This is a genomic window from Pseudooceanicola profundus, from assembly GCF_054919315.1.
Window position 1 is genome coordinate 152,182 of the sequence record NZ_CM142898.1, and the last position, 11,662, is coordinate 163,843.

10 protein-coding genes are annotated in these 11,662 nt (G+C 69.2%); 7 read left to right on the forward strand and 3 right to left on the reverse strand.

What is annotated here, in order from left to right; all coding sequences use genetic code 11:
- Nucleotides 1–9: 9 nt before the first annotated feature.
- Both ACX9MO_RS00710 and ACX9MO_RS00715 read right to left on the reverse strand, forming a co-directional pair.
- A complete protein-coding gene (locus ACX9MO_RS00710) occupies nt 10–732 on the reverse strand; it encodes an anti-sigma factor (protein ID WP_462213193.1) in 723 nt (240 codons plus the stop codon).
- Nucleotides 717–1,274, reverse strand: a complete 558-nt coding sequence (locus tag ACX9MO_RS00715) for a sigma-70 family RNA polymerase sigma factor (RefSeq protein ID WP_261397953.1) — start codon at nt 1,272–1,274, stop codon at nt 717–719. The genes ACX9MO_RS00710 and ACX9MO_RS00715 overlap by 16 nt, the downstream gene beginning before the upstream one ends.
- Nucleotides 1,275–1,454: 180 nt before the next feature.
- Here ACX9MO_RS00715 and cobS point away from each other — a divergent pair, with 180 nt between their 5' ends.
- From cobS to ACX9MO_RS00745, 6 genes are all read left to right on the forward strand, one after another.
- Entirely contained in the window at nt 1,455–2,438 is a 984-nt protein-coding gene (gene cobS / locus ACX9MO_RS00720) for a cobaltochelatase subunit CobS (RefSeq protein WP_222490400.1), read from the forward strand.
- Between the two features lie 22 nt (nt 2,439–2,460).
- A complete protein-coding gene (locus ACX9MO_RS00725; protein WP_222490401.1) occupies nt 2,461–3,141 on the forward strand; it encodes an aspartate/glutamate racemase family protein in 681 nt (226 codons plus the stop codon).
- Nucleotides 3,141–3,548: a hypothetical protein gene (locus ACX9MO_RS00730; RefSeq protein ID WP_462213194.1), complete on the forward strand. Its 408-nt coding sequence runs from the start codon at nt 3,141–3,143 to the stop codon at nt 3,546–3,548. The genes ACX9MO_RS00725 and ACX9MO_RS00730 overlap by 1 nt, the downstream gene beginning before the upstream one ends.
- A gap of 88 nt (nt 3,549–3,636) precedes the next feature.
- Nucleotides 3,637–5,517: a cobaltochelatase subunit CobT gene (gene cobT / locus ACX9MO_RS00735; protein WP_222490403.1), complete on the forward strand. Its 1,881-nt coding sequence runs from the start codon at nt 3,637–3,639 to the stop codon at nt 5,515–5,517.
- A gap of 193 nt (nt 5,518–5,710) precedes the next feature.
- A complete protein-coding gene (locus tag ACX9MO_RS00740; protein WP_462214488.1) occupies nt 5,711–7,516 on the forward strand; it encodes an aminopeptidase P family protein in 1,806 nt (601 codons plus the stop codon).
- Between the two features lie 106 nt (nt 7,517–7,622).
- Entirely contained in the window at nt 7,623–7,964 is a 342-nt protein-coding gene (locus ACX9MO_RS00745) for a DUF427 domain-containing protein (RefSeq protein WP_462213195.1), read from the forward strand.
- 391 nt (nt 7,965–8,355) lie between these two features.
- Here ACX9MO_RS00745 and ACX9MO_RS00750 read toward each other — a convergent pair whose 3' ends face one another.
- Entirely contained in the window at nt 8,356–10,032 is a 1,677-nt protein-coding gene (locus ACX9MO_RS00750) for a chloride channel protein (RefSeq protein ID WP_462213196.1), read from the reverse strand.
- A gap of 106 nt (nt 10,033–10,138) precedes the next feature.
- On the opposite strand from ACX9MO_RS00750, the gene ACX9MO_RS00755 reads away from it, so the two are divergent.
- The gene (locus ACX9MO_RS00755; RefSeq protein WP_222490406.1) at nt 10,139–11,518 is read left to right on the forward strand and encodes an FAD-binding oxidoreductase; all 1,380 of its coding nucleotides are present in this window, start codon (nt 10,139–10,141) and stop codon (nt 11,516–11,518) included.
- The last annotated feature ends 144 nt before the right edge of the window (nt 11,519–11,662 follow it).

The window sequence follows — 11,662 nt, forward strand, 5'->3', positions numbered from 1 at the left end:
AGAGCGGGATCAGAGCCGCTCTGCCACCCCGGTTGCCAGCACGTCGCCGGTGGGCGCCCCGGTGGGCGAGCCGCCCGCGGGTTCATCCGACACGGCCAGAACGGCGCCCGGCAGCGCCTCGGCCAGGTCCGACGGAAGCGTCAGGTCGAGGCGATCCGCCCCGTCCGGCCAGACGACGACGGACACCGGCGCAGCGGAGCCGGCGATCAGCCAGACCTCGAGCGAGCGCCCGGCCGCGGCGGACCCGTTGAGCCGCTCCAGTTGCAGCACACCTGCGCCCTGGTCGAAGCCCGCGCGGAAATGCACCGGCGTGTCGATGCGACCGATCTCGGCCATGATCTCCACACCCGCGGGCGTCTGTACGCCGCGCTGCGGGCCCAGCAGGTCGAAGCTCACCGCGACCCAGAGCACCGTGGCCGCAACGGCTGCGCCCCCCATCATCTGCGGCAGTCCCAGGCGACGCCAGAAGGGCCGCGTGTCATCGGGGAAGATCCGGTCCGAGATCGCGTGCCAGACCCGGGCGGGCGGCGTCACCTCGGGCATGTCCCGGGTCAGGCCGCTGAGTTGCTCGGACCAGTCGGCCACCTCGGCACGCAGGACGGCATCGGTGCGCAGGCTGCGCTCCACCGCGGTGACCTGCGCAGGCGCCAGCAGCCCCAGCACGTATTCCGCCGCCAGCATGTGGTCTTCCTCGCCGTTTTCGTCCCGCTCGCCGCTCATCGCGTCAGGCACTCCCGCAATTTCATCAGGCTGCGCCGCAGCCAGGTCCGCATCGTGTTCACCGGCACGCTGTAACGTGCAGCCAGCTCGGCATAGGTTTCGCCCAGAAGATAGGCACGCTGCACCGCCTCGGCGCGCTGCCGCTCAAGTTCACCCAGACAGCGCATCAGCGCCGCCCGCTCCGAGGAGGCCAGCACCGCGGCCTCGGGCCCCGGGGCGCCATCCGGCACCGTATCCGCATCCTCGAGAGGCGCGCTGCCGGAGCGGCGCTTGCGCAGGCGGTCGATGGCGTGGTTGCGCGCGATGGTGATCAGCCAGGTCATGGGGCTGTAGCCGACCACGCGGTAGCGGTCCGCGTTGCACCAGATCTTGACGTAAATCTCCTGCAAGGCGTCCTCGGCTTCCTGCTCTTTCGACAAGACACGCAAGCAGATGCCAAAAAGTTTCGCGGAGGTGAGCTGATAAAGTCGTCCGAAGGCCGCGCGGTCCCCCATTGCGGTCCGCGCGAGGAGCTCTTCGAGTTCCTCCAGCGCCGCGGCCCCTGCCCGTTCCATCGTTGCCATGTAGCCCCCCGACTGCCCCACCTGCCCGCCGTTTCGGCGGCGCCCTTCCCGCGCCTGGGATCGGGCATGTCCTTTTTGCCCTTTCCCTTGTCTGGCGCTTCGATATGTTGCAAGGCGGACGGGCCCAGCGGGCCCCTCGCCCCCATATTTCGACAGAAGGACAGGCACACCATGGCCGACGGAACCATCGATATCAATGCAAAGCCGACCGAAGAAATCTCGGTCCGCGAAGTTTTCGGCATCGATACGGACATGGTCGTGAAAGGCTTCGAAGAACGCACCGACCGCGTTCCCGAAATCGACCCGACCTACAAGTTCGACCCCGATACCACCCTCGCCATCCTCGCCGGTTTCTCGCACAACCGCCGCGTCATGGTGCAGGGCTACCACGGTACGGGCAAATCGACCCACATCGAACAGGTCGCGGCCCGGCTGAACTGGCCCTGCGTCCGCGTCAACCTCGACAGCCACATCTCCCGGATCGACCTGATCGGCAAGGATGCGATCAAGCTGAAGGACGGCGTGCAGGTCACCGAGTTCCACGAGGGCATCCTGCCCTGGGCCCTGCGCAACCCCACCGCCATCGTCTTCGACGAATACGATGCGGGCCGCGCCGACGTGATGTTCGTGATCCAGCGGGTTCTGGAAACCGACGGCAAGCTGACCCTTCTGGACCAGAACGAGGTCATCACGCCGAACAAGTACTTCCGCCTGTTCGCCACCTCGAACACCGTGGGCCTCGGTGATACCACCGGCCTCTACCACGGCACCCAGCAGATCAACCAGGCCCAGATGGACCGCTGGTCACTCGTCGCCACGCTGAACTACCTCAGCCATGACGCCGAGGCCGCGATCGTCCTGTCGAAGGCGCCGCATTACAACAACGAGAAGGGCCGCAAGACCGTCGCGCAGATGGTGACGCTGGCCGGCCTGACCCGGACCGCCTTCATGAACGGCGATCTCTCGACCGTGATGTCGCCCCGGACCGTGATCACCTGGGCCCAGAACGCCGAGATCTTCCGCAACGTGGGCTATGCCTTCCGCCTGACCTTCCTCAACAAGTGCGACGAGCTCGAACGCCAGACCGTGGCCGAGTTCTTCCAGCGCTGCTTCGACGAGGAACTGCCGGAAAGCGCCGCCTCGATCGCAAGCTGATCCCGAGGGGGAGGACCGCGCCATGCATATCGGCCTGATCGGCGGTATCGGTGTCGCGGCCTCCCTCGTCTACTACGACAAGCTCGCGCGGCGCGTGGCCGAAACCGGCCAGCCGCTCGAGATGACCCTCGTTCACGGCGACATCCGCCAGCTGATCGAGAACAACCTCGCGTGGCGCCCCGACGCGCAGGCCGAGGCCTTCCGCATCCTCATCGACCGTCTTCAGGCCGCGGGCGCCGACTGCGCCACGCTGACCTCGCTCGGCGCGCATTTCTGCTACCCCGAGACCGCGGCCCTGTCCTCCCTGCCCCTCGTCAGCGCCATCGCGCCGCTGGACGATCACTTCGCCGGGCTGGGGCTGAAGAAGGTGGGGCTGCTCGGCACGGCCAATACCATGCGCACCCGTCTCTTCGGCCAGATGACACGGGTTCAGCCGCTCGCGCCCGCCGGGGACCTGGACGCGCTCGGCATGCTCTACCAGTCGGTCGCCGTGGCCGGGACCTGCACCGGGACGCAACGGCAGGCCTTCTTCGACGCAGGCCGCGAGATGGTCGAGGAGCAGGGCGCCGAGGCGGTGATCCTCGCGGGTACCGACCTGAACCTCGCCTTCGACGGGCGCGACCCCGGCTACCCGGTCTACGATGCGCTCGACGTCCACGTGGCGCTGCTGGCCGATCTGGCGACGGGCCGCGCCAGCCTGTGATGCGCCAACCTGTCGTGCGCCGGCCTGTCGTGAACCGGGCGGCCATCGCGCCGCCCCTCGTGAAAGCCCTGCCGACATCCGCCCTGCTCGCCCTCCTGCTCGCCCAGCCGATCAGCGTGCAGGCCCAGCCGATCCCCGCGGACCCGAACGCCAGGTGTGCCGCCTTCTACCGGGCCCTGACCCGCTTCGACGGCGCCACGCCTGCCTTTTCCCTGCCCCGGGAGGAGGCCCAGCGACTCGCGCGCCTCTTTGCCACCCGCACGCAGGCCCCGGACCGCAGCCTCACGCAGCGCCAGCTGGCGATCGAGCGTGACCTGCGCCGGCTCTCCGGCGCGACCGAGGGCCCCGTCTTCGAACGCCTCGACCGCATCGCGGGTGACTGCGCCGCGCGGCTGACGCGGGAGTGAGCGCCCCGCCCCGGGGACGCCCGCGAAAATTCCGCCCACTGCGCGCATCCTCTTGCCGCCGCCCCGGCGGAGTGCTTTACCTCTCCCCATGAGCAAGCCCACCGACAACCCCGCAGATCCGTTCAAGAAGGCGCTCGCCGAGGCCACCAAGGTCATGGCTGATGATCCGGAGCTGACGGTGAACTATTCGGTCGACCCCTCGGGGAAGACCACCGACACGATCCGCCTGCCCCAGGTCAGCCGCCGCATGACCAAGGACGAGGTCCTGCAGGCCCGCGGCGCGGCCGATGCACTCGCGCTGCACCACCGGTACCATGATGCGGCGACCCATACGAAATACGCCCCCCCGGGCCAGATGGCGCGTGACCTCTACGAGTCGATGGAAACCGCCCGCTGCGAGGCCATGGGCGCCCGCGACATGCCCGGCACCGCCAAGAACATCGACGCCAAGATCGGCGCCGAGGCGCGGCGCATGGGCTACGACCAGATCAAGCAGGCCGCCGACGCGCCCCTGCCCGTGGCCGCGGGCTACCTGATCCGCCACCTCGCCACCGGGCGCGAGATGCCCGAAGGCGCGCAGAACGTCATGGAACTGTGGCGCCCCTTCATCGAGGAACAGGCCGGCGCGACGCTCGAAGACCTGCAGCAGATGCTCTCGGACCAGCAGGCCTTCGCCCGCTTCGCCCGCCGCATCATCGAGGACCTCGGCTATGGCGACCAGCTGGGCGAGGACCCGGACGGCACCGATGACGAGGCCGCGGACGAGGCCGAGGACCAGGGCGGCAACGACGACGAGGAACCGGATAGCACCGGCCAGGACGAGGACCAGGATCCCGAGAGCGAGGCCGCCCCGGAGCAGAGCCAGGAGGAGCAGCAGGACAGCTCCGAGGCGCAGGTCTCCATGGACGACATGGCCGACGAGGAGATGTCCGAAGAGGCAGAGATGCCCGAGGGCGAGGCCCCGCTGGAGCCCCCCGCGCCGCAGCCGGTCTCGGATGCCGATCCGAACTACACCGTGTATGACAACAGCTTCGACGAGGAAGTCCTCGCCGAGGAACTGGCCGATCCGGAAGAGCTGGAGCGCCTGCGCGCCTACCTCGACCAGCAGCTCGACCCGCTGAAGGGCGCCGTGTCACGCCTCGCCAACAAGCTGCAACGCCGGCTTCAGGCGCAGCAGAACCGCTCGTGGGAATTCGACCGCGAGGAAGGCATCCTCGACGCCGGTCGCCTGGCGCGCGTTGTGGCGAACCCGACCACGCCGCTCTCCTTCAAGATCGAGAAGGACACCGAGTTCCGCGATACCGTGGTGACGCTGCTGCTCGACAACTCCGGCTCGATGCGCGGCCGCCCGATCTCGATCGCCGCGATCTGTGCCGACGTGCTGGCCCGGACGCTGGAACGCTGCAACGTGAAGGTCGAGATCCTCGGCTTCACCACGCGCGCGTGGAAAGGCGGGCAGAGCCGCGAGAAATGGCTTCAGGACGGCCGTCCGCAACAGCCCGGCCGCCTGAACGACCTGCGCCACATCGTCTACAAGAGCGCGGATTCGCCCTGGCGCCGCGCCCGTCCGAACCTCGGGCTGATGATGAAGGAAGGCCTCCTGAAGGAGAACATCGACGGCGAGGCCCTCGAATGGGCGCACCGCCGGATGGTGGGCCGCCGCGAAGTGCGCAAGATCCTCATGGTGATCTCCGACGGGGCGCCGGTGGACGATTCGACCCTGTCGGTGAACCCGGCCAACTTCCTCGAGAAGCACCTGCGCGACGTGATCGCCATGATCGAGAAGCGCAAGGCCGTGGAACTGCTGGCCATCGGCATCGGCCACGACGTGACCCGCTACTACGACCGCGCGGTGACCATCACCGACGTGGACCAGCTGGCCGGCGCGATGACCGAACAGCTCGCAGGGCTCTTCGACAGCGATCCCCGTGCCCGGGCCCGGGTCATGGGCATGCGCAAGGTCAGCTGACCGCCCGCCCGGCCGAGGCCCCGGGGCGCTGCCCCGGACCCCGGGATATGTCCGGCAAGAGAATGACGGCACCCTGCAGTCTCTTGCTCCCAAGTATCCCCGTCGGAGGCCCGTCCCCGTGCCCTGCACGGGGACCAACAAGGACGTGCGCCGCAGGCGCGCAATTCGGAAAGGCACCGCCATGGCCCGCGACATGTTCCAGAGCTTCGACAGCCCCTCCTCGCCCGAACAGGGACCGCCCCGGCTGGCGGCGCTGCGGGCAGAACTGGCGCGGCAGGGGCTGACCGGCTTCATCGTGCCGCGCGCCGATGCCCACCAGGGCGAATACGTGGCGCCACATGACGAGCGGCTGGCCTGGCTGACGGGCTTCACCGGCTCGGCCGGGTTCTGCATCGTGCTGCCCGAGGCGGCGGGCGTCTTCATCGACGGGCGCTACCGGGTGCAGGTGAAGGAGCAGGTGGCGGCGGGCGTCTTCACCCCCGTGCACTGGCCCGAGACCCGCCCCGCCGACTGGCTGTGCGAGACCGCGACTGGCGAGGCCGTGATCGGCTTCGACCCCTGGCTCCATGCCGTGGACGAGATCGCCCGGCTGGAGGCCGGCCTTGCGGGCAGCGGCATCACCTTGAGGCCCGTGGCGAACCCGGTGGATGCGATCTGGGACGACCAGCCCGCCCCGCCGATGGCGCCGATCACTCCCTACCCGCTGGAGTTCGCGGGCGAGCCCGCTGCCGACAAGGCCGTGCGCCTTGGCCACTCGATTGCCGCGCAGGGAGCCAGGGCCGCCGTGCTGACCCTGCCCGACTCGATCGCCTGGCTGCTCAACATCCGGGGCACCGACATCGCCCGCAACCCGGTGCCGCATTGCTTTGCCGTGCTCCATGCAGAGGGCCAGGTGGACCTGATCACCGCGCCCGGGAAATGCGACGCGGCGCTGCGGGAGCATCTGGGCGCAACGGTGACGCTTCTCGACACAGCCGACTTCGGGACGCGGCTCGACAGCCTCGACGGCCCCGTGCTCCTCGACCGGGGCAGCGCGCCGGTCTGGGTGCGCGACCGGTTGCAGGCGGCGGGCGCGTCGGTGATCCTCGGCGAAGATCCCTGCAAGCTGCCCAAGGCCTGCAAGAACGCGACCGAGATCGCGGGCACCCGCGAGGCCCATCTGCGCGATGCCGCCGCCATGTGCCGCTTCCTCGCGTGGTTCGAAGCCGCCGAGCAACCCGCCCTCAGCGAGATCGACCTCGTCACCGCGCTGGAAGGGTTCCGGCGCGACACCAACATGCTGCTCGAGATCTCCTTCGACACGATCGCCGGCGCCGGGCCCCATGGCGCCCTGCCCCACTACCGGGTCAGCGAGGAAAGCAACCGCCAGCTGGCCGAGGGCGACCTGATCGTCGTGGACAGCGGCGGCCAGTACCTCGACGGCACCACGGACATCACCCGGACCCTCGTGGTGGGCGCGGCAGGCGCCGAAGAGAAGGCCTGTTTCACCCGCGTCCTCAAGGGCATGATCGCCATGAGCCGGGCGCGCTTCCCGCGCGGCATCGCGGGCCAGCATCTCGATGCGCTCGCCCGCTACCCGCTCTGGCTGGCCGGGCTGGATTACGACCACGGCACCGGCCATGGCGTCGGCACCTACCTTTGCGTGCATGAGGGACCGCAGCGGCTCTCGCGGGTCAGCGACGTGGCCCTGCGGGAGGGGATGATCCTCTCCAACGAACCGGGCTACTACCGCGAGGGTGCCTTCGGCATCCGGATCGAGAACCTTCTGGTGGTGCGCAAGGGCGCAGATCTGGCCGGGGCGGACGATCGCGACATGCTCGATTTCGAGACCATCACCTGGGTGCCCATCGAGCGGCGGCTGATCGACCTTGCGCTGCTCGACGCGGAGGAGCGGGCCTGGGTCGATGGCTACCACCGGCTCTGCCGCGACAAACTGGCTCCCCGGGTGGACGCGGAGACCGCTTTGTGGTTGTCTGCCGCCACGGCCCCGCTCGGGTGATCCGGGCGCGCCGTCAGGCCGCCTGACCGCATCCGCGCCGTGCCACTGTCAAGACACTGTTACGTTGAGGGGTCACCACGGGACCGGCCGCGGAGGATTTATGGACATGAGCGATATCACCATCATCAAGGCGGACGGCATCTGGTCCGTGCGCGCGGGCGGCGCCGTCCTGGCGGAAAGCCGCGAGGCCCTGGCGCTTTACGAAGGCGAGCTGCCCATGGTCGTCTATTTCCCGCGGGAGGATATTGCCATGGCCTTCCTCGAGGCGACGGATCACGTCACCACCTGCCCCAAGAAGGGCGCGGCGGTGCATTACACGATCCACACCAAGAGCGGCGAGATCGAGAATGCGGCCTGGTCCTACGAGGCGCCCGAGGAGGGTGTGGCGCGGATCGCGGGCCACGTGGCCTTCTACGGGTCGGAATTCGTGACCGTCGAGCAGATCTGATCCGGTCTGACAGGCGCGCCTTCGGGCGGTGGAGGGGCCTTGCGGGGCCCCTTTTGTTTTGGTTGGGGCGCTTTGGGAGGGCGCGAGCTGCGGGCGGTTCTCTTCCACCATTGATGTGATCACGAAGGGCAGCGCCGTCCCGCGGGGTGGCGCAATAGCGCCGGTTGCCATTGGTGCGCCATCGGTCCGAGCACCAATGGCGACGGGGGCGGGACGGCGCTGCCCGGCCCGAGGCCGGGCGGGGCATCCCTTGGAGGTTGCGTCCAAGGCCTTGGGCCGATCGTGCATCAAGGACCAGGCCCGTTTCGCCAAGCGGCAAGGTCGTAGGGGGCTGTCTGCCCCCCGGCCCTGCGGGCCGTCCCACGAGGATATTTCGGAACAGTGGATGGGATCAGCTGTGCTCTTCCGCCGCCGTGGCGGCGAGGGCGCGGTTGTAGGCCTTGAGCGCATCGACGTGGAACAGCGCCCCGATCAGTTCGGGCGGCTGGTCCGCCCCGCGCAGCTGCACCACCGGCAGGAAGGCAGCACCAGTGCGGTCGAAGACCGGCAGGGCGGTCTCCAGCGTGGCGGCGGCGTCGAGGTAGGTACCGGCCTCGATCATCTTCCAGCAGGGCTCGGCCGGGGCGGCGCCGGGTGTGCCGTCCGGGCGCATCACGCCCTGCGCGCGGAACATGGCGAGGAGATAGGCCTGCGGGCCGGCGGCGAGGTGGATGTTGCGCCGTTCCAGCTGGGTAAGGAAGAAGGAGCGGTCCACCATCCGCGTGCCGAGCGCGGTGGAGATCGAGACCGTGACCATCACGGCGAGACCGGTGGCCCAGTCCCCCGTCAGCTCGAAGATGATCAGCGTGGTGGAGATCGGCGCCCCCAGAACCGCCGCGGCGACGCCGCCCATGCCCGCGAGGGCATAGAGCGTGGCGGAGCCGGAGTTCTCGGGGAAGATGCCGGTGGCGATGATGCCGAAGGCCAGCCCCGTGAGCCCGCCCACCATGAGCGAGGGCGAGAAGACCCCGCCGCCCATGCGCCCCCCCAGCGTGATTGCCACGGCGACCACCTTGAGCACGGCAAACAGCATCGCCTCCGACAGCAGCAGCTTGCCGGTGATCGCCGCCGCCGTGGTGCCATAGCCCACGCCGATGATATGCGGAAAGAAGATCGCCAGCGCCCCCAGCAGCAACCCGGCACAGGCCGGGCGCAGCCAGCGGGGCATCCGGGTGGCGCGCTGCACGAAGTTGGCGAAATCCTCGGCCCAGAAGACCGAGAGCATCAGCACCCCCGCCACCACGCCGCAGACCGCGCCGAGCAGCAGGAAGGCGGGCAGTTCTTCGTAGAATTGCAGGATCGATTCCGGCGGCAGCGAGAATTCCGCCACGCCGCCGTATTCCAGCCGGTTGATCACCGTGCCCGCGACCGAGGCGATGACGATGGGCGCGAAGGCATGGATGGCGAAGTGGCGCAGCACCACCTCCAGCGCGAAGAGCGCCCCCGCGATCGGCGCGTTGAACGAGGCCGAGACCGCCGCCGCCACGGCGCAGCCCAGCATGTCGCGCGCGGTGATGCCCGAGAAATGCATCCGGTCGTTGACCCATGTGGCCATGGTCGCGGCAAGGTGCACCACCGGCCCCTCGCGTCCGGAGGACCCCCCGGTGCCCAACGTCAGCAGCGAGGCCACGGCGGAGGCAAGGCCCGCCTTCACCTCGACCCGGCCGTCGTTCATGGCAGTGCCCTGGATCACGTCGGCGACCGAACGGGCGCGCCCGTCAGGCGTGAACCGGTCGAGGATCAGCCCCACCACCAGACCGCCCACCACCGGCAGGAGCAGCACCCAGTACCACGGCAGCTGCGAGGCCGCGCGGTAGATCATCTCGTGCTCCTGCGCGTGGTAGAGCCAGTGCTGAAGCTCCTCGATCCCCTTGCGGAAGCCGAGCGCCGCGAGGCCCGAGGCAATCCCGATGCAGAGCGCGATCAGCCAGAACAGGAACTGCCCAGGGCCCCGCATCCGCACCACGGTCCAGCCGCTGCGACAGGTCGCATAGGCCTGATCCATCACCCGCGTGAGAGGCTCGCGCATTCTCGTCCCGTATCTCTTCCGTTTCCGTCACATCCGCGGGCTGCCGGCCTTCCGGTTTCCCGCGCCATGGAATAGGGTCCGCACGCTGACCGATCAGGGGACCCCGATGGCAATTGAAGATGCATTGACCGAACTCTCTGGCTTTCTAGGCCAAGCCCTCAGCCGCTCCAAGTCCGATCTGGACAATCACGGGCGGTCCGAGAGCCATTTCCCGGAAACGCCTCCAGATGCGGTGGCCTATCCCGAGACGGTCGAGCAGGTGCAGGAGATCATGCGGATCTGCTCGCGCCACCGCTGCCCGGTGGTGGGCTACGGTGCGGGCACCTCGCTGGAGGCGCAGGCGCAGGCGACGCAGGGCGGCCTCGTGGTGGATTTCAGCCGGATGAACCGCATCCTCGAGGTCAACGATGCCGACATGGACGTGCGCGTGCAGCCCGGCGTGACCCGCGAGGCGCTGAACGAGGACCTGCGGGCCACCGGGCTCTTCTTCCCGATCGACCCGGGCGCCAATGCCTCTCTGGGCGGCATGGCCGCGACGCGGGCCAGCGGCACCACCGCCGTGCGCTATGGCACGATGCGCAACAACGTGCTCGGGATGCAGGTCGTGCTTGCCGATGGCCGGGTCATCCGCACCGGCAGCCGGGCGCGGAAATCCTCTGCCGGCTATGACATGACCGGGCTCTTCGTGGGCTCCGAGGGCACGCTGGGGCTGATCACCGAGCTGACGCTGCGGCTCTATGGCCAGCCCGAGGCCACCGCCGCCGCGGTCTGCGCCTTCCCGCGGATCGAGGACGCGGTGGAGACGGTGATCGACACCATCCAGCTGGGCATTCCCATGGCGCGGATCGAGTTCATCGACACCGAGACCGTGCAGGCCGTGAACGCCTACTCCGGCACCACCCTGCCCCCGATGCCGCACCTGATGGTGGAATTCCACGGCTCCGACGCGGGCGCCAAGGAGCAGGCCGAGACCTTCGGCGAGATCGTCGCGGACCATGGCGGCACAGGCTTCGAATGGGCCACCCGCCCCGAGGATCGCAAGGCGCTCTGGCACATGCGGCACACCGCCTACTGGGCGATCCTCGCGGCGCGGCCCGGCGCGCGGGCCATCGTGACCGACATCTGCGTGCCGATCTCGCGCCTCGCGGAGGCGGTGAACGCCACCCGCAGCGATCTGGAGGCCGCGGGCGTCGACGGACCGATCCTCGGCCACGTGGGCGACGGCAACTTCCACGCCATCCTGCTGCACGATCCCGCGGACGCCGAGGAGACCGCCAAGGTCAAGGCCGCCTCGGAGCGGCTGGTGGAGCTGGCGCTGAGCTTCGGCGGCACGATCTCGGGCGAACATGGCGTGGGCGTGGGCAAGCTGGGCTACATGGACCGCGAGCACGGCGAGACATGGGCCGCCATGGGGGCGGTCAAGACCGCGCTCGATCCGCTCAACATCCTGAACCCCGGCAAGCTGGTGCCCCAGCCCGCCGAGTGACCGATCACGCCCGGGCGCAGAGGACGCGCCGGGCGACGGCATGCCAATGGGGCGGCCCTGCGACGGCATGGGCCGCCCCATTTTTCGGGCCCGGGCCGCACGGGACGCGAAAAGCATCGCGGCCTGTCGCCTTCTGGTCTATGC

Excerpts from the sequence above, each read along its gene's own strand:
- ACX9MO_RS00715 (WP_261397953.1), bottom strand. The coding sequence starts at position 1,274 with ATGGAACGGGCAGGGGCCGCGGCGCTGGAGGAACTCGAAGAGCTCCTC.
- cobS (WP_222490400.1), top strand. The coding sequence starts at position 1,455 with ATGGCCGACGGAACCATCGATATCAATGCAAAGCCGACCGAAGAAATC.
- ACX9MO_RS00750 (WP_462213196.1), bottom strand. The coding sequence starts at position 10,032 with ATGCGCGAGCCTCTCACGCGGGTGATGGATCAGGCCTATGCGACCTGT.
- ACX9MO_RS00725 (WP_222490401.1), top strand. The coding sequence starts at position 2,461 with ATGCATATCGGCCTGATCGGCGGTATCGGTGTCGCGGCCTCCCTCGTC.
- ACX9MO_RS00755 (WP_222490406.1), top strand. The coding sequence starts at position 10,139 with ATGGCAATTGAAGATGCATTGACCGAACTCTCTGGCTTTCTAGGCCAA.
- ACX9MO_RS00740 (WP_462214488.1), top strand. The coding sequence starts at position 5,711 with ATGTTCCAGAGCTTCGACAGCCCCTCCTCGCCCGAACAGGGACCGCCC.
- ACX9MO_RS00745 (WP_462213195.1), top strand. The coding sequence starts at position 7,623 with ATGAGCGATATCACCATCATCAAGGCGGACGGCATCTGGTCCGTGCGC.
- ACX9MO_RS00730 (WP_462213194.1), top strand. The coding sequence starts at position 3,141 with ATGCGCCAACCTGTCGTGCGCCGGCCTGTCGTGAACCGGGCGGCCATC.
- cobT (WP_222490403.1), top strand. The coding sequence starts at position 3,637 with ATGAGCAAGCCCACCGACAACCCCGCAGATCCGTTCAAGAAGGCGCTC.